This is a genomic window from Paenibacillus sp. J22P59, assembly GCF_059383895.1.
On the sequence record NZ_JBXENX010000002.1, the window covers coordinates 13,063 to 37,972 of the forward strand.

The following is a 24,910-nucleotide window of genomic DNA, read 5'->3' on the forward strand; positions in this document are numbered from 1 at the left end:
ATTTGTAGTACTATGTATACGAGCCCTTCCCTTTTTTAGACCTGTTTTGTCCACAAAATCATAAGGGGGTATATGAATGATCAATCCAAGTCCATATAGCTTGAACAGCAACAAAGTTGCAGAAGCAACGAATGAATGGCTAACCAAACGAGGCGTCTCCAAAACCGCCATTGGACAGCTTGTTCATTTTTTGCAAAAGGACTACTACCCAGAATTAACATTAGCCGAATGCATCCTTAACGTTGAAGCTGTGTTATCCAAACGTGAAGTGCAAAATGCTGTATTAACCGGCATTCAACTTGATATTCTAGCAGAGGAAGGCAAGCTTATGGCCCCGCTGCAGGATATGATCAGCAATGACGAAGCCTTGTATGGCTGTGATGAAATATTAGCTTTATCCATCGTCAACGTATATGGCAGCATCGGATTTACGAACTTTGGCTATATTGATAAGCTGAAGCCCGGCATATTGAAGAAGCTCAATGACAAGAACGATGGACCGATCCATACGTTCCTCGATGATATCGTTGGAGCGATTGCCGCATCCGCAGCAAGCCGCCTTGCCCATCGCAAACAAGCGGAGCGGGAAGCGGCGTCTGAGGTATAGATTATTTTCTGTTACAGCAAAAAAAGGGCCTGTCCCAAAAATCAGCTTCATGATTTTTGGGACAGGCCCTTTCCTTTTCAGGTATTTTATAGATAAAAGCTTCTAAGCCTGAAGTATTTCCCGTAAAAATCAGCTTCATTTAAGCCAAAATCGAAGATAGCGTAAGCTAGTTGCCCTAGTCGGGAACCGAGTTGCTCCACTAATGAACCTCACTTCACTATTGCCTTCTTCTACTTTCCTGGAGAGTAAAATAGAGCAAATAGGTTCATTCATTTGTACATGACCTTCCTTCTGGAATTAAACCGCCACATCCTCTAGAAGTTTATCCCTTACACGACAGATCGTGCGTATGAGGAACTTCCCTATTCTATGAAGTATTCCCCGTAAAAATCAGCTTCATTTAAGCGAAAATCGAAGATAGCGTAAGCTAGATGCCGTAGTCGGGAACCGAGCTGCTCCACTAGTGAACCCTACTTCTCTGTTGCCTTCTTCTACCTTTCTGGAGAGTAAAATAGAGCAAATAGGTTCATTCATTTGTACATGACCTTCCTTCTCTCGCTGAACCTTTCTATTGGCACCCTGTCCTTTTTCAGGGCGACGATTGGAACAGCTGCAGGAACCTTGCGGCGCTCCCTTTCCTATGAATAAATGAGAAGCATCAGCGTTATAGACAGCTCAAGCTCAGCTAGAATAGACAGCTCGGAATAGCGAATTCATTCTCCAATGGCTGGGCTGCGGTCAGAAGAAAATCAGGCGTCCAAAATTATCACACAACCTTTTCCTTCATTCCATCGTTTAAGAGGTTAGTTAAAACCTAATATTTGGAGGAAGGTTCAAAATGAAAAGAAAAAAACTGCTCCTACTAGCAAGCATCTGCATGCTCGCTTTGGGTATTCTTGAGTATAAAGGATTGATCTGGCACAATAATCTCTTCGTCAGAGGTTACGAGGTTAAGGGGTTGGATGTCTCTCATTATCAGGGCAATATTAATTGGAAAAAGGTAGCGGATACGGCTGATTATCAATTCGTATACATAAAAGCAACCGAAGGAAGAGATTTCTTGGATGATACCTTCTCTTCTAATTGGAATGAAGCAAGAAAGCGTGGATTCGCTGTAGGTGCTTATCATTTTTTCACGACACAAAGTACGGGGCTGGAACAGGCCCAGCATTTTATAGCAACTGTTCCTGCAAATCATAACAATCTCCCTCCTGTTATTGATATCGAAATTGGCTTGGACCATAACGTAGAGAAGATTCGGCAAGAACTTGATGCACTAGGCTCCACGCTCGAAGAGCATTATGGAAAACGGCCGCTTTTATATGTGACGTATGCAACCTATAATAAATATATTGCAGGTGCTTTCGAGAACAATGAGATATGGATCAGAGATATCGTCAAATCTCCTTCCTTGCAGGATGAACGGGAATGGACCTTCTGGCAATATAATAACCGCGGCAGAATAGACGGCATTGAGGCTTATGTCGATATCAATGTTTTCCGAGGATCACAGGAAGCTTGGGATAAATATATCACTTAGAAGTGAAGCTTCGTTTCTGTTACAGCAAAAGGACGACCCCTACCAGGGTCGCCCTTTTGCTGTAATATAACTGTCTTGGACTTGAGAGGGGATCTTCACATCCCCATCCTTATTAATAAAACCTGTGTAGCCCGAATCACCCTCAAAACGATACAAATTCAACTCGTTCTCCGGTATTCGTACGTATTACACGTCCACGTAAGACAAGATAATACAAATGGGCCAGCGTCTCCGACATTGCGAATCGCAGGTTATGCGGATTATCGCGCAGTCGAGTGCCGAACAACAGTTCACATACTTCAAACGCCGACAGAGGCTCAGTGAGCAGCTGCTCCATTTTGTCCAGACGACGAACATGATGCTGCTTCACTTCTTCGATTCTTCGAGCGAACTCTGGGAACGGATCACGGTGTCCCGGAAAAGCCATCGTTACCTCATAACCAAGAAGCTCGTCAAGGCTGTTCAAGAAAATGCCAAGCGGATCTTCTTCCTCTCCCGGCACTAGACAGATATTAGGTGTAATACGCGGAAGCACCTGATCCCCACACAGCATCCAGCCATTGGAGGACTCATATAAGCACAATTGCCCGAACGCATGTCCAGGTGCATCAATCAGGAGCCATTCTTTACCGCCTATCTCAATAGTTTCTCCTGCTTGTATGTAAGCCACGGTCGGTTGGGGCGAGACCTTGGCGACAAACCCTGCAAGATTGTCCTTGATGGCAGCTGTCAGCTCGGCAGGCATACCGTTGGCGGTAAACATCGCCTCCAGCTCCTCATCAAACGTACTGTCTTCTCCCCACAAACGCACAGTATATTCATGCGAACGCTTCGACATATAGACAGGCGCATCTGTACGTTCCTGAAAGTAACCTGCCAAGCCATAATGATCAGGATGCTGATGAGTAACGATAATTTGTTTGATTTGCTCCATGTTGATATTATGCTTTCTCAAAGCTGCAGCCCAAGCCTGAATGCTCTCCTCTGTATTCAGACCAGGATCAATCAGCGTATAGCCGTCCGCATCCGGAATCAGATAGCTGTTCACCCATTTCAGAGAGAACGGCAACGGTACCTTCACCTGAATCCAACCATCATTCCATAAAGTCGTCTCTACTTGCGTTTCTTCAATCATCATAGAGGCGCCCTTCCAATCATAATGAGCCTTGGAGAAGTTTCCTCATTATAGGCTGACCCGTCATAATGCCCGAACACCTTCTCCAGCACTAATCCGGCATGCTCCAAATGCTTCTCAAACCAATGGAGCGAGTACAAGCAGACTCTTTCCTCGTAATATCTCACTTCCTTAGAGTCGTCAGGCATTGTAATTGAAATCTTCTTCTTCACCCAGCCATCCTCTATCGTGCGGTTCTCGACAATAGTCCAACCGGTATCTGCATCAATGCGCTCCGAATGTGGCACCAGGTTTTCTTCCACATAATGCGGATTCAGAAAATCAATTAGAAAAGACGCGCCCGGCCGCAGCATCCTTCTAATTTCATGTATAACCCTTGCATTATCCGCCTCTTGCTCAAAATAACCAAAGGAAGTGAACAAATTAAAAGTGGCATCAAATTGCCCTGAGGAAAATGGCAGCTCTCTCATATCACCATGTACCCATTTGACCTGCTGCTCCACATCCTTGCTAACCGCCTCACGGAGCAAATCCTCCGACAAGTCGATCCCCGTTACCTGACAGCCAAGATCAGCCAATGCCAATGCATGGCGCCCCATCCCGCATCCTACATCCAGCACCTTCGCCGATTGGGGCAAATCCAACCATTTTGCCATTTGTTGAACTTCCTTGTAAGCCTGCTTCCAATTGCGATGCTTATATACAACCATATAATCGGTTCCGAAGCTTTGTTCATACCACTTGTTCATTACGATTGCTGCCCCCTTTTCTCTCTATTCTCTAGACCGTTCAGAAATAATCAAAAGCGAACCAGCTCAGCCTTTATAGTGAAATAAGCCGATTCGTATTTTTTAGAGCGCTAACATTGGCTGAGCCAATACCGAACATAACCGTTCTAAGCTCGAATTCAATTCGCTGGAACTGTTCAATCAACTGCTCGACAGAAAACCGGTTGCTGCTGCCATTCGCCGCTCGTGGAAGCAGAATTTTCCCAAATCCAGCCAGATCCGCTCCAAGAGCAATTGACTTGGCTGCATCCACACCATTCTTCAAGCCTCCGCTTGCAATAACCATCATGTGAGGAAGTCTTTCCCGCACCTCGCGGATGCTCTCAGCCGTCGGCAAGCCCCAGCCTGCGAATGCCTCCGCTGCAAGCTTCTGTAGAGGATTGCTCGATCTATGCTTCTCCACCTGACTCCAAGAAGTCCCGCCGGCTCCTGCAACATCAATAAACGATATGCCTGCCGATGATAAGGAGGCAGCTGTCTCGGCATCGATCCCCCAGCCTACCTCCTTCACACCGACAGGTACGTCGAGAGAGCGGCATACCTCTTCAATACGAGGCAGCAGCCCGCTGAAATCCGTATTCCCTTCAGGCTGGAATACCTCTTGCATACTATTCAAGTGCAGCACAAGCGCATTGGCCTCCGCTATATCTACCGCCTTGCGACAGGAATCTACGCCAAAACCATAGTTTAATTGCACAGCACCCAAATTCGCTATAACAGGAACCGTTGGCGCCTCACTGCGAATATGAAACGATGCTGCAAGCTCCTCCTGCTCGATAACCGCCCGCATCGATCCAAGACCGATCGCCCAGCCCTGATGCTCAGCCGCCTCTGCAAGCCTTCGATTAATGGCCCCCGCCTCATCCGTACCCCCAGTCATTGAACTGACTAAGAAAGGCGCTCCAAGCTTGAGACCGAGCCACTTCGTCTCTAGACTAATTTCGTCAAAGGACAGCTCTGGCAAAGCATTATGGCGAAACCGGTAGCGCTCCAATCCCGTTGCAATGCCCTCGCCATCCACTGCCTCTTGCAAGCAAATGCGAATATGCTCGCCTTTTCTTCTCGCTGTGGAAGCGTCCCCACTTAATTGTACAACCTGTTCTGCCTTCATCCTTGGTCCTCCTTGATTCAGGCGCATTACTCGTATGCCTACAATCTTTCGTTTCGTCCATCATAACGCAGTGCCAGCCTGAGGGGCAAGGCAAGCAGGCGCAATAACATAGGATAGAGGAGCGATATTAATAGGAAGAGAAGTGAATAGCCATTATTGATTGGCAAAATCATTAATTTGATTATTTCAATCATTTTCATTGTTAAACTGATAACTTTACTTTAAAATGAAAGTATACTAGATGAACCTACAGCGTAGCTTCCAAACAAATATCTACTACGCAAAACTAATTAGGAGGATATACAAAATGGATATTAAAATTTTCAATAGCACACAGGAGCTGGATGCGTTCGCAGCCGATCTTTTAGTCAATACGGTAAAGAATAAGCCGAATGCTATATTGGGCCTTGCAACAGGATCAACACCACTGGGCATCTATGCCAAAATGGTCGAAAAATATAATAATAAAGAAGTTTCTTTCGCAGAGGTTACTACCTATAACCTGGATGAATATGTAGGCTTGCAGTCCGATAATGATCAGAGCTATGCTTATTATATGAACGACAACTTATTCTCCCATATCGATATCCCGGCAGAGCAAACCTTCCTGCCAAATGGAATGGCAAGCGACCTTGGAGCTGAATGTGCAGAATATGACCAAAAGCTTCTGAAGCAGCAAGTTGATGTACAGCTTCTGGGTCTTGGCCACAATGGACATATCGGCTTCAACGAGCCAGACAAAGAATTGTCAGGCGGAACGCATGTAGTTAAGCTAAAGGCTGAGACTCGTGAAGCTAATGCCCGTTTCTTCGCTTCCATGGAAGAGGTGCCGGAATTAGCCATTACGATGGGCGTCGGTTCAATTTTAAAAGCACATACAATACTATTAGCGGCTCGCGGGGCGGATAAAGCAGAAATCGTCAAGCAAGCGTTAACTGGACCAATTACGACGGAGGTTCCAGCTTCCTTGCTGCAGACGCATCCTCGTGTTATCGTGCTCCTCGACCGCGAAGCGGGAAGGATGTTAGGCTAATATGGAACACAACGGTAATCAATATCTGATCAAGCAGGTAAAGATTGTTCAGGAGAATCGTGTCATAGAAGGCAGTGTTCTTGTCGACAACGGCATTATCGTTCAAATTATTGAGGACGGCTCTTCTATTGATGCTGACAATCTGCTTACGATAGATGGCAAAGGCGGCTTTCTGCTTCCCGGCTTCATTGACATTCACGTTCACGGTGGATTCGGCGGTGACTTCATGGATGCGAATCGAGACAGCTATGATACGATTACCCGTTTCCATGCATCACAAGGAACAACCGGCATGCTGGCTACAACAGTAACGGCTTCACACGAAGCGATTCAATCCGTGCTTGAGGCTGCTTCTGATTACATTGCTTCTGATATGCCTTATGCTGCCCTCTATGGCGTACATCTCGAAGGCCCTTTCATTAGTCGAAACTGGATGGGTGCACAAAACCCTGCTTTCTTGTCCCCGCCAAGAATAGATTGGCTGCAAGAGTGGTCCCAGCAATTCCCGGGTATTATTAAATTGCTGACGCTTGCTCCTGAGAATGAAGGCGCAACTGAACTCATTACTTGGCTTGCCGAGAATGGCATTGTGGCTGCTTGCGGACATACCGATGCCAAGTTTGACGTAATGGGTAAAGCTGCTGATGCTGGTCTTACGCATGCCGTCCATACTTATAACGCCATGCGTCCCCTTCATCATAGAGAGCCCGGTACTGTAGGTGCCGTCCTGTCTGATGATCGGATCTACGCAGAGCTGATTGCCGATGGTCATCATGTTTCCCCAGGCGCTATCCGCCTTTTGGTGAAATCCAAGCCAATAGATAAGCTTATTCTTATCTCCGATGCTATGTCAGCTGCGGGTATGCCAGATGGACTCTATGATCTTGGAGGGCTTCCAGTTCATGTAGAAGGCGGTGTCGCTCGTCTGGAGGAAGGCAACCTTGCGGGAAGCAGCCTGACGATGATTCAAGCGGTTCGTTACATGCTGGACAATACTGATTTGTCCATTAACGAAGTCAGTCAATATGCTAGCGGCAACCCTGCTCGTCAGCTCGGCTTGTATGAGCGTACTGGCTCGATTGCAGTTGGCAAGCAAGCTGATCTCGTCCTGACTAACCGTGCATTGAACCAAGTTGAACGAACTTGGGTTAGCGGCAAGCAAGTGTTCTCTATTAACGAATAGACAAATATTGATATAATGATCTGCCCAATATTGGGCAGATTTTTTTTGCCTACTATTAATACTAGTAGCTTTATTGTCATGAAACCGATAGAATAGTAGGAGATTTACAGTAAAGAAGGGAGTATTTATGAATTTTTTTAATAAACTCAATTTATTCTCATCGCGGGCTATTCTCGTGCTGGGCTTCTTATTTTTTCTAATTACATTTGCTTCATCCTTTACCTCTACCTTTTCCCTCTTAAATTCACCATTGATAGCTGTCGGTGGTACAGCGGTCGTCTTAGCTGCTGCGATTAGCTTCGGCTATGCCCTTTATCGCTATTGTACTCGCCGATGGTTTTTTATTTTGTTAATAGCCTCCGTTCTCCTAACCAGACTGATTTGGGTTCTTACTATACCGACCCAGCCAGGTTCGGATTTTTCGTTTATGTATACAGCCGCAACAAGCGCTGCAGCGGGCAATTTTTCATTTAATGCAGACGAATATTTCAGAGCTTGGGTCTATCAAATGGGATTTACGATGTATGAAGCCCTTATTATTCGGCTATTCGATCATCCACTCCTCATTCTGAAGCTTATCAATATATTGCTCGGTATTGGAACAGCTTTGCTAGTCTATTTCTCAGCAACACGAGTATTTAATGAATTCACCGGCCGAATTGCAGCATTGTTCTATGCTTTCTATATCCCTAATATCATTATGTCGTCCGTTCTTACGAATCAGCACATGTCGATTTTCTTCTTCATGCTTGGATGTACACTGCTGATTTACAAAGGAATAGATACAAAATATCGCTGGATTTTCATTGGCCTTTCCTTCGCTATAGCTCATATTATGAGACCTATAGGCACTGTCTATTTAATCGCAATTGCTGTATACGTCCTATTGTTTCACTTGATTCCAGCAATCAAGCTTAACCGCAAGCAATGGGCTGCTATTTCTGCCAAGCTAGCTGGAATTATAGCTGTCTTTTATCTGGTGCAGACGCTTGTCAGCTCCGCCTTCATCTATGCTGGATTTACGCCTTATCCATTATCCAACCGCGAGCCTTATTGGAAGTTCATGGTTGGTATGAATCAAGCAACCAGCGGCAGCTGGTCGATGGAGGATGCCACCTATGTGTTGCAGTATCCGCTTGGGGAAGAACGGGATCAGGCAGAGCTCGAGGTTATTAAAGAGCGGATCGCCGATAAGCCGGCAGCACTTGCTTTCATCATCAAGAAAATCCCTATTTTCTGGGGATCGCCAGACGGCTCTACTGTATGGAGCTTATGGGAAATGGATAAGCCGAAGCTTGCCATGTCGCTGAATGCCATAGAGAGAGCCATGTATATCTCCATGTCCTTATTCGGTGTATTCGCCTTATTTGCCCTATTCAGAGAAAGAATCAATCATCAATCGCTATTCTTCCTCATTCTCCTGCTAGGCTATGCTGCTGTTCATTTGTTGATAGAAATCCAATCCCGCTATCGCTTCGATTTGATTCCTGTATTCATCATCTTGCAAGGCTATGGTGTTTATACGCTGCATCGAACGATCCAAACCTTATTTGCCCGTGAAGGCAAATCCGGGAGCTTCACTAAAATGAATTAGAAGAAGTCTTCTCACATAAGCTATAAGGATGCCTCAAATTAAGAAAGGCGGCATTTCGTTCAATTTTGAACGAAATGCCGCCTTTTTCTTTACACTTTTAATTGGACCAGTATAACGAGTAGATTGTTTAGTTATACACTATCGCTGTATTCATATTAAATTCAACAGCGTTGCCAATAGAATCTACATCGCTACTTTCCAGCCATTTTGTTATTGCGTAACCTTAACAGCAACTCATTCCGTTTGTCTTGCGACAGGTTTTTAATAGTCTCTCTGACGTTTGAGTGAGCTATTGCCTCCCTAACAATCTTGGCTCTAGAATAAAGTTTACAAGCTTCTGGAAGAACTCCATTTGTTGCCGCTTCTTCAATGACCTTCTTGAGAATAGCGCCGATATCCATATTAGTTTCAGCACTTGCTGCTAACGTTCCGCTGCATTGCTGCTTATTATTTTGATGAAGAAGCTCCTTCAAAGCCCCAGCTACCTCTTCTTTATTCCATTTGGATATCGGCAGGTAGCTTCCCATCCCCAGAGCTTCTATATGAGTTGCATTTCGGGCACAATCGAACCCATCAGCTAGTATTAGCTGCTTCACTCCCGCTTTCACCGCCTGACCAAGCGTCCCTATTCCTCCATGATGCACAATTACTTTTGATAACGGAATTGCCTTTGAGAATGGAAGAAACGATACATACTTAATATTGGCGGGAAGAGTCTCAGGTACATGGGCCCGGTTGGCTGCAACTACGATTGCAGTTTGGTTAAGCTCAATACAAGCATGAATACAAGATTCAAAATAGGACTTGGATATCGGCGGAGTTGTCCCATGCGTAATCAGGACAGGCTTCGTTTCTTCAAACCACTTCTGAAGCTCCTCAGGCATAGGCTCTGGGTTATCATGCAGTAAAAAATTAGTCGGCGTAATTGTAGCAGGCCAGCCTCCCTCTGGCTGAGCAAAGCTCTCTGGCCATAGCGCAACTCCAGCAGTATAAAAGTTCATCATTTCTTCCCAATTAATAATCGGCGGCAAACCGATTATCGCTCTAGCCTTCGTCATATCCTCTGCTATGTAAGACATAAGACTTCCAGCAAGGACATTATCTTGAAAGCTTGGAGCAAGAAAAAGCGTTACATAAGGAAGCTTCAGCTTCTCCGAAATCATCTGGGCAATACCATGAATCATATAATGACTAACAAGTACAGAAGTATGGTCTGACATCGCAGCAATCTGCTGATACACGGATTGAATTTTCGGAAAAACATAAGCTTTGCAATAGTTAACGAACACATGGGGATCACGAATCTTAAGCATGACCCCTTCATTCATCATGGATTGATATTCCTCTATTGTGTCAAAGGGAATGAATAAAAAACCCAGTTCCTTTGCCTGTTGCTCGTATTTGCAGTGGGTTATCAAGGTAATACTGTGCCCTGCCTCCTTAAGAATACGCCCCACTTGCATGAAGGGATTCACATCACCTCCTGAACCAATAGTTAACAATATGAGATGTGCCATAAACCCCCCTAGTCTTTTATCATCCTTCTAGCAGTTTTCTAATTTCTTCCTCACTTAGCTTTTCTAATTCGCGCGCAAGCTCCTCCATTTCTAAATCATCCACTTGCTCCATCATGATTTGCTCAATAGCAGTTGCAATGCCTGCAATCGTAAAATCCGTACTAAACAATACGCTGAGCGGCAATTCGATCTGGAACACATCCCTGATTCGATAAATAACCTGATGGGATAATAAAGAATGACCACCGATAAAGAAGAAATTATCATGCACGCTAATTTGTTCAATCTTCAAAAGGCTTTGCCAGATTTGGGAGACCTCTTGCTCGATTTGATTTCGAGGAGCAACAAATTCTGTTTGATCCCGTTTAATAGATTGCTTTTCTCCACTATTTTGAATAAATTGAGCTAATGTTTCTGCATCCTGAAGACCCAGTAGCCTGCGATTAACTTTTATATCATTAATGCCCCTAGCCGTTTCTACAACAGCTATATCCTTCTCGTCTTCCTCATCATGGGCTGTCTCCAATTGTTGACTAGGCATCACTGCCATTTGAGCATAAGACAACGGCAAGCTATAGCGCGTTATACCATTGTCATTGTCTTCTGCTAGCTGTGTGGAGCCTGCGATTTTAGTAACGAACTGATAAGCCGGCGTGTTTTTGGCAGTCCGTACAAACTCAAGAATCAGGCTATGCGCTTCTTCGTGTTTCATTGTTTCACTTAGATGCTTTAATAGCTTGTACTCGACCCCTCGGCCCAGAACTCTACAGCTAAGCCACCAATCTGTTACTACAAGCTGCTGTTCCAGAACCGTATATATCAGAGCACCTATCAAGCCATAATCTCCGAACCGATCTCTAACGCTGATCGTAATACAATTCTCCCGATCTAAGCTAGTTAACCCCCGCAGATCTTCTTCAGCTAATTGTCGATTAGTAAAGTTGAACTGATTGGTCCGATAAGTTAATTGAGAGACCCTTGGTATCTGTGCTTCTTGCAGCTCTTCTATAGTGATTTCCATTTGTAATTGTGCTATAAAGTCTTCAAAGGTTACTGTTTTTTCATCATCCAGCTTCTTCATGAACTGTTGACGATGCTTATTCTCCTGATACATCTTATTCCGCTTCAAATCCTCTTCCGTCACGGTCGAACGATCAAAGGCCCATAGTATCTCCATGTAAGATGTGAATGCTTCAGCTTCCCCCTCTACGCCAATGATCAGCACATCGGGTGCATTCAACTCTACTTCCGCACATTCTACAGGATTATCATCTAAGAAAATAAAGCTATCGAGCCCCAAATTAAGCTCTTCGGACAGCAGCTTCATATTATCTGATTTCTTATCCCAGTTCATTTGGAAGGCTGCGATATGATCGCGTGTGAGAAGCATATCATCCCGTGTTTCAAATACATTCCAAACATCTTCTTCCGTATTTTTACTGCATAAGCAGATAAGCATTCCCTGACTATGCTGCTTAATCACAAATTGTTGGATAAATAGACTTCTTTCATCTAGCACAATTCCAGCAGGGCCATCCTCACCGCACACACCACTCCAAATCGTGTTGTCGCAGTCTAGAACAATCACTTTACGCGGAAGCCTTAAAATACTGGCCATTTTTCTGCTTACAGCCGTGCCTAGAACACTAAAAAAAGAATGATGGTAAGGAATTTGGCTTACTCGATCTGAAAAGTCATCATAGTATTGTGAAATTGCGTAACCCGCTCTCATCTGTACAGAGTCTAGCGTATAGACGCCTTGTAATGCCGATGCATGATGAATAAGATCGTTTTCAAGCTCAATTAGTTCGTTCGAGTTGTTCTCCATTAGACCTGGTGACTCAGGGCATACGCATAGCAAGCAGCGCCCGGCAGATCGTTTAGTAAAATCCTGCAATGACTGGAGGAGCTGTTCCACGTTCGTGCGAAGCTGGTTAAGCTCCTCCAAACTGAATTTGCCTACTTGATTATGATCGGCTAATAGATCAGACAACCGAATAAGGATAATATTAAAGCCAGAATCATTATGTGCCATATCACTGTTACGATCTAATAATTGTTGGAATACTTGATTGTAATTCGTAAATTCCACCTGAGCCTTATATCCCATTTCTTGCATCCAAAAAACAATCGGCTCTTCTATCATATTAGCCGTGAAGGTCGACGAAACAAGCACTTTAGCTTTCTCTATGCCCCTCCTCTTGCTAACAATCTGATCCAAAGCAGGCATAGACAATGCTTCTAGAGGCGTTCCTGGCGATTTCATTCCATACGACAGTACTTCTATAAAGAGCTCAGATAGCTCCGTTGCTGTCTCAGCAGTAAACAAGTCTGAGTTATATCCCAATGTTCCTGTAAAATCACCTTCACTATTCTCCAGAACCGTTAGAAATAAATCAAATTCTGAGGACGCCTCTGGCAAATTTAGAGGGCTTATTTGCATTCCATGCTCGCTGTAATCCTGCAAATGCATCTTCATATAGCTAAACATAACCTGAAATATAGGATTGTATTGTGCTGTTCTGGCCGGGTTATGAATCTCCACAATTTGTGAAAAAGTTACGTCTTTATTGGATAGAGCGGATAATACAGCTTGTCTGGCATTCTGTAGAATATCCTCGAAACCGCTGTTCTCCTTGAATTTAATTCTTAATGGTATAGGTTGGGCAAAAAAACCGATTGCTTTCTCTACTTGGCGCATATTGCGACCATCAATAGGAGAACCAATGACAATATCCTTTGAACCGGAGAATATGCTCAACAACGCTGTAAATGCCCCTACCATTGTCATATATGGAGTCACTGCATGTTTGGTGCAATAATCCGACATTAGATCCAGGACTTGCCGAGGAATCTGGAAGCTATACTGACGGTTTCTAAAGCTCGGTTCCGCTGGTCTCTCATAATCAGTAGGCAGCTCTAGCAGAGAAGGAGCTCCAGTCAAGTTTTCTTTCCAAAAAGCACGCTGAGCATCGAGATCTATCGTCGTCAATCTGTTAGCGTTCCATGACAAATATTCCATGAAGGATACAACAGGAGCTCCGGATAAGCTCGTTCGATGACAATACATCTGAAACAGTTCATCCAAAATAATAAATACAGATTTCAAATCCGCTATAATATGATGAACAACAAATAGCAACGTAAATTGTTCATTTCCTGTTCTCACAATAGTGAGTCTGCATAAAGGTCCTTTCTCAAGATCAAACGACTTTCGCTCCTCTTTATGCAATAGCTCATAGAGATCCTCTTGAAGCACTGCTTCATCTATATAATTCCAGATTGAATCAATTTCATAGGTCTCCGAAATACTTTGATAGACTTTGCCCTCTTTATAGGTGAATTTCGTCCTAAGCGTACTTTGCCTCTCCAACAGAGAAGACAGACTAGCCTTCAGCTCTGCCATCACTAGCTTCCCACTGACTTCCACCGCTGCTGCTATATGATGCGTGGATTGTCCTGCATTCAACTGCTCAAGAAACCATAACCGCTGCTGATCTTGGGACAGCTCTCTTGAGGAATCGCTTAAGTCCATATCCATTACTTGTTGGGTATTATAGGTTCTAATCGCTAGAGCCTGCTCGGACATTAACTCACCCAAGCTCTCTATCGTCATTTGATCCGATAATATCGTTTCAGCTGTCATCCGTATTCCGAATTGTTCTTCAATTCGTGCTTGTAAGGAAGCTGTACCCAGAGAATCCATGCCTAAGGAAATCAAAGAGGCCCCTGTCCCTACAAGCTCATGATTGAGTTGGCATTCCTTGATCAAATAAGAACGAATATATTGCGTAAAATACTGCGCTCTCAGCTCGCTGCTTAACTGAATCAGTTCACTTAGCTCAATCGTATCTCCGCTTTCTTCAGCAGAAGGAAGCGCAGAACCTGCGTGCAGACGATGGCTCTGCACGAGCTTTAAATCCCCTCTCAAATGATTTTCCATGCAAGCACGTCTCATAATTTTTCCGCTAGATGTTTTTAATAATGATCCTTGCCTAATAAATTCAATCACGCCGGTCTGGATGCCAAATTTTCTAGCCACTGCTTCCCTAATTTTGGCGGCAAGCTCTTCTGTATTTCCATTCCGATAATGACGGCTCAGCTCCTGAACGATGACAAGCTCTTCTCCTCCATTATGGTCAACAGAAAATGCTGCACAGCCCCCGGAGATGAAAGCTTCATCCAACTTTTCAACAACCGCTTCAATGTCCGTTGGATAATAATTTTGTCCCCGAATAATAATTAGCTCCTTCAGCCTTCCGGTAATGAATAATTCCTCACCGAGCATAAAACCCAGATCTCCCGTCCGTAAGAAGCTTTCTTGGGAGCAATCATTTGTTGTTGCCTCGAATAGGCTCTTATTCAGCTCAGTCTGATGCAAATACCCTAGAGCCTTGCTCGGGCTTTGAATCCACACTTCTCCAACGGTACCTGCTTGGCAAACCTCATTCGTTTCTGCATCAACAATCAACAATGTCTGATCGGAATAAGAGGAGCCGCAGCCAATAAGAGTCATAGCCGTATCCGTATGATCATCAACAAGTACCGCCACGCCATTTTGCAGCTCTTTTCTATCTACATGAAGCTCGGTTGGCGGCTTATGCAGCTCACCTCCCGTAACATATAATGTCGATTCCGCAAGTCCATAACAAGGGAAGAACGCCTCTTTACGAAATCCGCAAGATGCGAATCTTTCGGCAAACCGGTTAAGAACATCTCCTTGGATTTGCTCGGCACCTGTAAAAGCCAGCGTCCAGCAGCTTAAGTCCAGACTGGATAGCTGCTCATCCGTAATTTTGTTCGTACTTATATCAAAAGCGAAATTAGGGCCTCCGCTAGTCGTAATCCGATAGGCTGAAATGGCCTCCAGCCATCTAATAGGAGCTTGAACGAAATCACCAGGCGACATCAAATACATAGGAAACCCTACATACATCGGCTGTAGAATTCCACCTATCAGCCCCATATCATGGTAAGGAGGCAGCCATACCAGTCCTATGCTTTTCTCTGAATTTCCAAAAGCTTTTTGAATGACACTTGAATTATGCAGCAAATTACCATGAGTGACCATGACGCCCTTCGGGTTGTCTGTAGAGCCTGAGGTGTATTGCAAGAAGCAAATCGACTGCTTGTCCTTAGAATCGGGCACCCAGCTCAGTAGAGAATCATCAATTCCGGCATAATGATCTGTTTCTATAAAAGTCATGCTCGTATTCAGCAGTGTAGTAGTGAACTTAGCATGTAATCTTTCTGACGTGAGAGCTACTCTCGCCCCTGAATCATTAATAATCCGTTCAATTCTATCCGCATAACGCTTGGTTGAAGGGGGATAAGCAGGAATAGCAACTACTCCTGCATAAATGCAAGCGAAGAAGGACGCTATATAATCTATACCAGGCTGATGCAAAATGAGTACAAAATCCCCTGCGTTTGTAACCTCCATAATTGCTTTTGCGATCTCCTTAGATCGGATATCTAGCTGCCGATACGTGATACTTTGCGTTTCTTCGCCTAGGAAAGTATAGGCTAAAGCATTCGGCTGACTTGCTCCTCGATAGGCCAATATATCCGCAAAAGAGGTAAGAGGGATATCCAAATAAGTACTCAGCGCCATACTACAACTCCTCTCCTTTCTTTTTCTCTATATGAAGTAAGATTGGCACCTCAGGACAGGCGGCTCCTTTATAGTTCATAGCTGGAATTTTCGTCAAGCTCGGAATAGAAACTTTCAAGTTGTTCACAAGATGATACACGAATATGCCTGCTTGGAGCTGGGCATACTGCTTCGCTACACACATATGATGACCGACACCGAATCCGATCAGAGAAGCTGGACTATCCATCTCATCTTTTGTTCGCTCATACCGTGTTGGATCAAATGATAATGGCTCGGTAAAGCTTTTATTGCAGCGATGGGTTAGGTAAATATTCGCAATAACGGTAGACCCTTTGGGAATAATATGATTCTGATAAGTCACATTTTCTACTGCATAACGAGCTACAAAGGGCACCGGAGGATATAAACGTTCCACTTCACGGGTAACATTCAACGTCTGCTTCATTCTTCCGATACTCTCCATCGACAAGCTGTCCACAGCTTTCACTTCAAGCTCAATCCGTTCCCGAACCTCCGGATAAAAAACAAGCGCCGATACTACATAAGTTAAAATATTAGCCAGATCGCCTTCTCCAAATTCCGTCAGCATGTAAGCATAGCTAATGATTTCTTCTTCGCTGAGGGCATCCTCCGCTTGACTAGAAGCCTCAATAAGACAAGAGAGGGCATCATCGGAAGGATGATTTTTTCTTTCCTGAATAAGCTCCCGGATAATTCCCCAAATTTTTTCTTTAGCCAGCATACCGATTTGATAGGAGCTATCCGGAGCCTGACTTTCATTGCCTCGGTTCACCAGCAGCCAATACTGCTCCATATATTTCTTATAATGCTTAGATTCTGGTGTGACCCCGATCATCGTCGCCAGAATCATATCCAGTGTCAATTGACGCAATTCTTTGAACAGATCAATCTCTTGGCCCCAGCCGTTCATGCGAGCTTGAATTAACTCGGACATCATTGCGATATAGCGAGATAATTGCGATTGGCGAAAAGCACTCATAACGACTTTTCGATGCTCCTTATGTTCAGCTCCATCCTTGGAGCCAAGTGAAATAGGACCTGCCTCAGCAATTGGCTTACGCTGAAGCTTATCCGCGCTAGCCGACATCACGAACTTGCTTGCTTCTCTCCCAGAGAGAAGCACATAATTCTTGATTCTAGTTACAGGCCCGTATTTCCGATGAAGACTGCTCATCACAGACAGGATACTTTTAGTCCTTAATAGGTTAACTCCATATACAAGCGTTTGGATCTTTCCAGGACCTGGAATGACCTCCTCGCTCATTGCAACATTTGCATTCAAAGCAACATCTCTCCTTAGTTCTTAATCGTAATCTTCGATACGATCTCTTCTATATGTCTACTAATCGTTGCTCTGACCTGCTGCATTACAGCTGCTTCAATAATGTCCTGATGGTATTCAATCGTTATCTCCAGCTCGCCATCCCGATTCACAATTGCATTACACTCTACCAAATATGGGGCTATATTTGATTCATGCCATACACGCCCAAACGGTTCCTTGCCTTCCTGTAAAAAGTCGTTCGCAGCTTTTTCCATCCATGGTTGCTCTGCCTCGCCAAAATAATTGAACAGCACTTGCGGCTGAAGCCTGCTTAACTGTGCATTCTCTCCAATATACCTGGCGATAGCATAAGGGAATCCTCTGGCAGGAATAAGATTCAATTCAGCATCAATTGATCTTAAAGTAGCTTCAAGATTTTCTTCGACCTCGAAGAGTACAGGATAGATCGACGTAAACCATCCGACGGTACGCGTAATATCTAGCTGCTCATTCGTTTCCTCGCGTCCATGGCCTTCCAACTGCACCAACAGCTTTTCTTGTCCGAATGTACTGCTTAATGCTTGAAGCAATGTCGTCAGCAGCAGCGAATTCATATTCGTCCCATATTCGTCACGAGCCGCTTGCAGGAGAGCTTTCGTTTCTTTTTGACCATAATGGATATACTCTGCTCTTAAATCACTAACTTTGCCAAGCTCATATGCTGGAAGAAGCTCACCTTCTCCATCTGGCAGGTTAAGCCAGTAAGTCAGCTCCGCATCCTGAGTCTTCGCATATTCCTCCAACGAATTTACCCAATTCTTGAATGAATGGGTCTTAGAAGGAAGAGCTGCCGACATCCCTGATGTATACAGGGTAATCAGATCCTCGATAATAAACCTCCAGGAGACTCCGTCTATTAACAAATGGTGAACGGCAAGCAGCAATCGTTTTCCGCCATCCCCTAGGTCATAGACAACTGCTTTGAACAATATATCCTTTTCATAGCATAGTTCTGTCTGAATACGTTCACTGAATGCAACAAGCTGTGTTTCTTGTTCAGCAGCGTTAAGCTGTGACAGGTCAATCTGGTCAATCTGGAAGCTAAGCTGATCTGGCCTGCGAATATATAAGGCTGGTCTACTATCCTGCTGGCTATAAACTGCTCTAAGCATGTCATGATGAGTTAGAATTCCCTCGAGCGCTTGCTGAAGTAAATTCATATCAGTATAGGCAGGGATCTTGAATAAATGAGCCATATTAAAATAACTCGGATAAGGATGATCCTGCTCAATAAACCATCTCTGAATCGGGCTCAGCGGTAGGTATTCTTCAAGAGGGCTTTGATTAATCTCCAGTTTTTCCCCATCCGATAGATTATTGATAATGCTCTCAATCGTACGATGCTTGAATATATCTCTAATTGTTAACTCTATTCCTTGCGCTTTTGCCTTTGGAATTAGCTGCAATGCCTTTATCGAATCTCCCCCGAGAGTGAAAAAATCATCCGTCATAGAGATTGATTCGATGCCAAGTATTAACGACCATAGCTTGGATAGCTTCACTTCCAAATCATTGCGGGGAGCAATGAGATCAGAGGTTCTCGCAGCGGCAACCAATGGGTTAGGCAGCGCCTTCTTATCTACTTTTCCATTCGCAGTAAGTGGAATCACATCAACCTCAATAAAATAATGCGGAATCATATACTCCGGTAATCTTCTCGCTACGTAATCCCTCAGTTCTTCCATAGTTACGGAATTTTCTAGGCTTACATAGGCGCTTAAGAAGTTGTTGCCATTCGCATCAACCAGTTCGGTAACATGACCCTCAGCTATAGCCGGATGCTGCTTTAGAACATGCTCAATCTCTTCCATCTCAATCCGATACGACCTAATCTTCACCTGTCTATCCTTGCGGCCCCGATACTCAATATCTCCATTTGGAAGGAATCTGCCCAAGTCTCCCGTTCTGTAGGCTCGTATTGGCAAAACCCCGTCGTGGTAATATACAAAAAATCTCTGGTCTGTCATCTCTTCATTATTGTAGTAGCCTCTCGCCAAGCAATCTCCGGCAATGAGTATCTCTCCTACCGCGCCTACCGGGCATCTGTTCATCTGATCATCCACAATATAAATGAAAGTGTTCGCTATAGGCCTGCCAATAAGAACCGTGGCACGATCAAGAAGGGTATCACGTCGAGCTTCAAAGACGATACTGCCAACCGTCGCTTCTGTAGGGCCGTATTCGTTATAGACACTTACTGCATAAGGGTTTTGTTCAAATAAACGATTGACTAAATTTGTTGTAAGAGCCTCGCCGCCAACAATAAATTTGGAGCAGTCAACTGGCGTTGCTGTTTCGACCATATAAGATAAATGCGCAGGCGTCAGCTTCATGGCAGTCAGCCCAGGAGCTTGAGCCAGCTCATCTACGATTTCATCAAATTCTCCCTCTGCGATTCTCATCGTTCCGCCGCCCAGCAATGGACAGAGCAGGCTGGTAACTGTTAAGTCAAAGGATAGAGGGGAATAGAAAGGGAACACCGGGACCGTTCCATCACCAAAGTAATAGCTGAGTGACCATGAAATATAGTTCACTACACTTTTATGTTCCACGACAACGCCCTTCGGCTTGCCTGTAGATCCTGAAGTAAACAGCACATAAGCTGGATCATTCGAACTGTGACTGCTGTTAATCTCAGCATCGTCCTTGGCAATCGCATTGCGATCCAATTGATATTTTCTTTTGCTGCTTGGTTTGCTAGATTGCGATTTGTTAATCGTAATAATGGCATCGTACCTGAACAGCGAAAGCTCGTTTTCAATGGTATACCTTTTATCAGTAGCATGAACTTCCTCAACGTATGGAAGGTCCGCCTGAAGATCAAATAAATAGTCCTTTGCTACAAAAAGCTCCGTTTCCCAATCGGTTTTTGTTCGATAGGCAGTACCATAATGGTCTTGCTTGAACTGTTCCAGAGAAGCAATCAAGCTTGATTTTTTTCCTTGATCCATAAGATCTCCAAGGAATATGATTCCTTGATCAGACAAGAGCTCGATACAGGAAGCAATGACCTTACGCAAATAGTGATGGCCGTTAAAGCAGTGGATAACACTATTAAGAATAATAACGTCAAACGTTCTTCCGTGAAGCTTGTCCGTTTCATGTGCAGCCATCTGTTGGAACTCAATATTGCTAAGCCCCATTCCATCGCCTGTTACCTTGTTTTTATCTAAGATGGCTTGCGAAATATCCGTTCCTAAGTAATGCCCTACCTTAGAGGCCAAACTGAATAGTGTTAAGCCAGATCCGCAGCCTATTTCTAACACGCGACTTTGTGGGTGGAGATGAGGAGATAGCTTATCGACAATATTTTGCTTGTACTCCTCCATTTCTTCCGCACTCAAATGCTCGCCTGTATAACTGCTCACCCAGCCGCTTCCGCTTATCTGGTCAGTCGTTGTTTCAGCGACATAATCCCATATTTGGGTATCCATAAGAGCATTTTGTTCTTCTTCTTCTTCAGCCATAATATGATCGCTATCCAGACAAATATAAGAGTTTAAGGAATCGCACTCCCATTGCAGCTTGTTCAGGCTCGCCAAATATTTTTTATGTGAAAATACAAGCTCTGTCCCGGTCTCATCTATAATTTGCTTAAGCCTCGAAGTTGGCTGCTTCGGATCAAGCGGCACATAGGCAGCTCCTGATTTGAGAATGCCGAGCAGACAGCTAACCATGTCGGCGCTGTTATTCATATAGATACCAATTGGTACTGTTGTTTTATAGTTAGAAGATGCGATTGTCGCTGCTATTTGGTTACTATAACGATCCAACTGTTGGAAGGTCATAGATTGCTCATCATTCTCGATGGCGATCTTGTCGGGAGTCTTCCTGACTTGTTGTCTAAACCATCCATCGATAGTCAGCTCCGGCAACACATTTGTTCGCTCGCCAGCAAATTTTGTTAACAGATCCATAGACTTTAATGACAGAAGCTTCAAATCCCGGATCGTCGATAGCGGACTGTCTATAATTTTCTCTAAGAGAACCAGATAGTTATCCACAATAGTCTCTACCATTTCATGGCTGTAAATGCCGGTGTAATACTCGAGAAGACATAGTAATCCCCCGTTGTCCTCCTCTGTAAAGTCAAACTCCATATCCCATTTGGCACTTACATGCCGGACCTCGTTAATGGTTTCATGTCTAAGTCCAGGTATAGAGTCAACCGAATCATTCAATGCTACGTTCTGCAGAACAACATTAATATTAAACAGAGGTGAACGGCTCGTATCTCTGGCCAAATTAAGCTTGTCAACGAGCAAGTCGAATGGATACTCCTGATTCTCATAAGCCTCCAAGGCATTACTCTTAACCGTATTCAATAGCTTTACAAAGGAATCGGATGATTCAACCTGCGTCCGTACCGCTAATGTATTCACAAAAAAACCGATGACATTTCGCAAATCATAATTGGATCTTCCAGAAATAGGAGATCCAATAACGATGTCGTTCTGCCCCGTATACTTATGAATCAAAGTATAGACAGAGGATAACAGCGTCATGTACAGCGTAGCATTATGAGTCTTGGATAGAGCTTTGAGCTTCGTAACAAGCTCTGGTCGAATTCGGAATGGGAACCTTGAGCCCTCAAAGGAGAATACAGCAGGGCGGGGTTTATCCCCGGGAATCTCACATACCGGTATTTCTCCTGACAGTTTGCTAAGCCAGTAAGACTCATATTGCGCAAAGCCTTCTTCATTCAAGAAGCGGTTTTGCCAGGAAGCATATTCTTTATATTGAACGGGAAGCTGCTCTAAGGAATTCATTTGCTTGGATACAAGGCTGTAATAGAATCGCAGGAGATCATTGTAAGCCACTTGAAGCGACCAGCCGTCCGCTATAATGTGATGAATGACAACGATAAAGATGTATTCTTCTTCTTCGCGAACTAATAAGGCCCGAGCAAGTGGTCCTGTGGTCAGATCGAATGGCTGATTGCGAAGCTCATTAATAAGCTCTGATCCTGCCTGATTTCCATCTATATATTGGAACTGGCTGTCTACGTTCGCCAATACTTTTTGCCTTAACTCACCGTTTGTTTCTAGAAATACAGTACGCAGACTTTCATGGCGTTCAACCAGCATATTCCAAGCCTCACGGAAAGCAGACACATCCACATTTCCATGTAGTCGATAAGCTTGCGACATATTGTAAGCGATTTTCTTATCCTGCAGCTGCTCCATAATCCAGAGCCTTCTTTGTGCGAAGGACGTCGGATAGTGGTCTTGGTCTGGAGAAACGGCAATGATCCCGATATGTTGTTTTTCTTCGCCGTCATTCAAGACAGTTGCAAGTTCATTCACGCTGGAATAAGTGAATATCATTTCATAAGATAATTTTTTACGAAGCTCTTTATTGATCAGATTAATTAACTGCATACCCAGCAATGAGTCACCACCAAGATCGAAGAAATTCTCATCAGAACTAAACTCTTGTATACCCAGTACCTCGCTGAATATGTGCATGAGCTTTTGCTCTACATCTTGAACCTGATTGTTGTCTTTAGGAAGAAGGGTGGAAGGCTCCGTTTCTACTTGATCCCCTGCTTTGAATGGAAGCTTAAGATTACGGCTCATCTCAATCCAATGTCTTTTCCGTTCAAATGGATACGCGGGAAGAGATACTGTCATGAAGCCGCTCTCTTTAATCCGTGGTGGAGTGCCGCCTTTGAGATAATCAAGCAGCTCTTTCTCTATTGGATTCTCGCTCTCCAGCTCCAGCGAAATTTCCTTAGAGGCAAATATTCCTTGCTCCTTAATCGTCATCAGATGTTTCATATGCCAAATATCTACCAATTTATCTCTTAATTCATCAAGAGTTGAGGCCATCACTACGAGTCGCTCAGCATGATGATGTCTGCCCGCCGCCAGCGTGTAGCAAATATCTCCCAGATGATGCTTGCAGTCAGCAGCAGCAAAATAGTCTACGAATTTTTTGACGTAAACCATCAAGCGCTCCTCGCTTCTTGCAGATAGGCAAAAGAAGTACGGCTCCGGAGCTCTAACAGGCTCCTTAACAACGGGTGCCTCTTCTAACAACAAATGCACATTAGTGCCATTGAAGCCAAACGCACTAACCCCAGCACGTCGCGGAGTCCCATGATCGTCGCTTTCCCAAGGGACAGAACGATCTACCACGTATACAGGAGACTTCATAAAATCAATTAATGTATTAGGATTCTCCACATGCAAAGTAGCTGGTATGGTTTTATTCTTCAACGCAAGAATCGTTTTAATTAGACCTGCAATACCGGATGCTCCATTAATAAGATGGCCGATATTACTTTTAACAGATCCTATTCCACAAAATTGCTTATCCTTTGTAAATTGCGAGAATGCCTTCGTAATGGCATTAATTTCGATAGGATCACCCAGCTTTGTTCCCGTACCATGGGCCTCCATGTAAGAAATCGTGCGTGGGTCGATATTAGCCTGTTTCCATGAATCAACGAGCATATCCGCTTGAGCTGCAGGGTTAGGGGTTGTCAGACCAGCAGAAAAGCCATCATTATTAATATTTCCGCCAATAATCAGACCGTATATGTGATCTCCGTCCTCCTGCGCTTTGCTAAGAGGCTTCAATACAAGCGCGCCTCCGCCTTCCCCCCTTGCCACTCCATTAGCATCATTATCAAACGTTCGGCATCTGCCGGTCGTTGAAGAAATGCCGACGGTATGGGCAGTATCAGAAGACGTATCCACCGGAAACAAATATAAGTTAATGCCTCCTGCAAGTGCCATCTGGCACTCCCCGCTGCGCAGAGCCTGAACAGCATAATGAACAGCTGCCAATGAAGAAGAGCAAGTGGTGGATACAGCAACAGCAGGACCCCTCAGGTTATAATAATAAGAAATTCTCGAGGCGATAAAGGGAACCAAGTTGCCAGGTACTGCCGATGGAGAAGGCTCTTCAATTGCCATCGCATATTCATTACTGCAATTGCCAATATAGACACCTGTTTTGCTATTAAGCATCTTGGCTTTGCTATAGCCAGCATCCTCAAACGCTTCCCAGGCAAGCTCCATAAATATGCGCTGCTGCGGATCAATATATTTCGCCTCGCCAGGCAATATATCAAATATCTCATTGTCGAATTTATCTATTTCATTCAAATAACCCGCAGTCCAGTAGGGCTTGTCCCCTATAAAAGCATCTGGATGAATCATAGATAGAAAAGGGTCCGTATCTTTTTTGCGCTGCTCCGGAAAATCACTGACACTATCCCGAGCATTGAGGAGATTATCCCAGAACTGCTCGGGATTGTCCGCCTCCGGCATTCTGCAGGATAGACCGATAATAGCTATAGGGTCATCATTCGATATAGCATTTCCTTTGCTCTTTTGCACGTTGGCTTTTATAAGCTGATGAGCAGTTTCTTTAGTTATCTCTTTTGATTTTAGAAGATTCAGAATCATCTGAACATATTGTTCCATACTA

At 44.2% G+C, this 24,910-nt stretch carries 12 protein-coding genes; 5 read left to right on the forward strand and 7 right to left on the reverse strand.

Features of this window, described 5'->3' with window-relative positions; all coding sequences use genetic code 11:
- Positions 1–76: 76 nt before the first annotated feature.
- The gene (locus AC50YO_RS03465) at positions 77–607 is read left to right on the forward strand and encodes a phosphatidylglycerophosphatase A family protein (protein ID WP_494843285.1); all 531 of its coding nucleotides are present in this window, start codon (positions 77–79) and stop codon (positions 605–607) included.
- 838 nt (positions 608–1,445) lie between these two features.
- On the forward strand, positions 1,446–2,147 hold the full coding sequence (locus AC50YO_RS03470) for a glycoside hydrolase family 25 protein (RefSeq protein WP_494843287.1): 702 nt from the start codon (positions 1,446–1,448) through the stop codon (positions 2,145–2,147).
- A 142-nt stretch (positions 2,148–2,289) separates the two neighbouring features.
- On the opposite strand, the gene AC50YO_RS03475 is transcribed toward AC50YO_RS03470, so the two are convergent.
- From AC50YO_RS03475 to fni, 3 genes are all read right to left on the reverse strand, one after another.
- Positions 2,290–3,285, reverse strand: coding sequence for an MBL fold metallo-hydrolase (locus tag AC50YO_RS03475; RefSeq protein WP_494843289.1), 996 nt, complete (start codon positions 3,283–3,285; stop codon positions 2,290–2,292).
- Complete coding sequence (locus tag AC50YO_RS03480; RefSeq protein ID WP_494843291.1) at positions 3,282–4,031, reverse strand: class I SAM-dependent methyltransferase; 750 nt, start codon at positions 4,029–4,031, stop codon at positions 3,282–3,284. The genes AC50YO_RS03475 and AC50YO_RS03480 overlap by 4 nt, the downstream gene beginning before the upstream one ends.
- A gap of 73 nt (positions 4,032–4,104) precedes the next feature.
- Complete coding sequence (gene fni / locus AC50YO_RS03485) at positions 4,105–5,181, reverse strand: type 2 isopentenyl-diphosphate Delta-isomerase (protein ID WP_494843293.1); 1,077 nt, start codon at positions 5,179–5,181, stop codon at positions 4,105–4,107.
- A gap of 307 nt (positions 5,182–5,488) precedes the next feature.
- On the opposite strand from fni, the gene nagB reads away from it, so the two are divergent.
- The 3 genes from nagB (at position 5,489) to AC50YO_RS03500 (ending at position 8,991) form a co-directional block, all read left to right on the forward strand.
- Positions 5,489–6,214, forward strand: a complete 726-nt coding sequence (gene nagB, locus AC50YO_RS03490) for a glucosamine-6-phosphate deaminase (RefSeq protein ID WP_494843295.1) — start codon at positions 5,489–5,491, stop codon at positions 6,212–6,214.
- Position 6,215: 1 nt separating this feature from the next.
- The gene (nagA, locus tag AC50YO_RS03495; RefSeq protein WP_494843297.1) at positions 6,216–7,397 is read left to right on the forward strand and encodes an N-acetylglucosamine-6-phosphate deacetylase; all 1,182 of its coding nucleotides are present in this window, start codon (positions 6,216–6,218) and stop codon (positions 7,395–7,397) included.
- Positions 7,398–7,524: 127 nt separating this feature from the next.
- Complete coding sequence (locus tag AC50YO_RS03500) at positions 7,525–8,991, forward strand: glycosyltransferase family 39 protein (RefSeq protein ID WP_494843299.1); 1,467 nt, start codon at positions 7,525–7,527, stop codon at positions 8,989–8,991.
- Positions 8,992–9,182: 191 nt separating this feature from the next.
- On the opposite strand, the gene AC50YO_RS03505 is transcribed toward AC50YO_RS03500, so the two are convergent.
- From AC50YO_RS03505 to AC50YO_RS03520, 4 genes are read right to left on the reverse strand one after another with little or no spacing between them, the layout of a single operon-like run.
- Positions 9,183–10,508, reverse strand: coding sequence for a glycosyltransferase (locus AC50YO_RS03505; RefSeq protein WP_494843301.1), 1,326 nt, complete (start codon positions 10,506–10,508; stop codon positions 9,183–9,185).
- Positions 10,509–10,527: 19 nt separating this feature from the next.
- A complete protein-coding gene (locus tag AC50YO_RS03510; RefSeq protein WP_494843303.1) occupies positions 10,528–16,122 on the reverse strand; it encodes an HAD-IIIC family phosphatase in 5,595 nt (1,864 codons plus the stop codon).
- Position 16,123: 1 nt separating this feature from the next.
- Positions 16,124–17,428 carry a cytochrome P450 gene (locus AC50YO_RS03515; protein WP_494843305.1) on the reverse strand — a complete coding sequence of 435 codons (1,305 nt, stop codon included), beginning with the start codon at positions 17,426–17,428 and terminating at the stop codon, positions 16,124–16,126.
- Positions 17,429–17,442: 14 nt separating this feature from the next.
- Complete coding sequence (locus AC50YO_RS03520; protein ID WP_494843307.1) at positions 17,443–24,906, reverse strand: condensation domain-containing protein; 7,464 nt, start codon at positions 24,904–24,906, stop codon at positions 17,443–17,445.
- Positions 24,907–24,910 lie beyond the last annotated feature (4 nt).

What these genes read in the sequence shown, in the direction of transcription:
- AC50YO_RS03465 (WP_494843285.1), top strand. Translation starts at nt 77, where the DNA reads ATGATCAATCCAAGTCCATATAGCTTGAACAGCAACAAAGTTGCAGAA.
- AC50YO_RS03470 (WP_494843287.1), top strand. Translation starts at nt 1,446, where the DNA reads ATGAAAAGAAAAAAACTGCTCCTACTAGCAAGCATCTGCATGCTCGCT.
- AC50YO_RS03475 (WP_494843289.1), bottom strand. Translation starts at nt 3,285, where the DNA reads ATGATGATTGAAGAAACGCAAGTAGAGACGACTTTATGGAATGATGGT.
- AC50YO_RS03480 (WP_494843291.1), bottom strand. Translation starts at nt 4,031, where the DNA reads ATGAACAAGTGGTATGAACAAAGCTTCGGAACCGATTATATGGTTGTA.
- fni (WP_494843293.1), bottom strand. Translation starts at nt 5,181, where the DNA reads ATGAAGGCAGAACAGGTTGTACAATTAAGTGGGGACGCTTCCACAGCG.
- nagB (WP_494843295.1), top strand. Translation starts at nt 5,489, where the DNA reads ATGGATATTAAAATTTTCAATAGCACACAGGAGCTGGATGCGTTCGCA.
- nagA (WP_494843297.1), top strand. Translation starts at nt 6,216, where the DNA reads ATGGAACACAACGGTAATCAATATCTGATCAAGCAGGTAAAGATTGTT.
- AC50YO_RS03500 (WP_494843299.1), top strand. Translation starts at nt 7,525, where the DNA reads ATGAATTTTTTTAATAAACTCAATTTATTCTCATCGCGGGCTATTCTC.
- AC50YO_RS03505 (WP_494843301.1), bottom strand. Translation starts at nt 10,508, where the DNA reads ATGGCACATCTCATATTGTTAACTATTGGTTCAGGAGGTGATGTGAAT.
- AC50YO_RS03510 (WP_494843303.1), bottom strand. Translation starts at nt 16,122, where the DNA reads ATGGCGCTGAGTACTTATTTGGATATCCCTCTTACCTCTTTTGCGGAT.
- AC50YO_RS03520 (WP_494843307.1), bottom strand. Translation starts at nt 24,906, where the DNA reads ATGGAACAATATGTTCAGATGATTCTGAATCTTCTAAAATCAAAAGAG.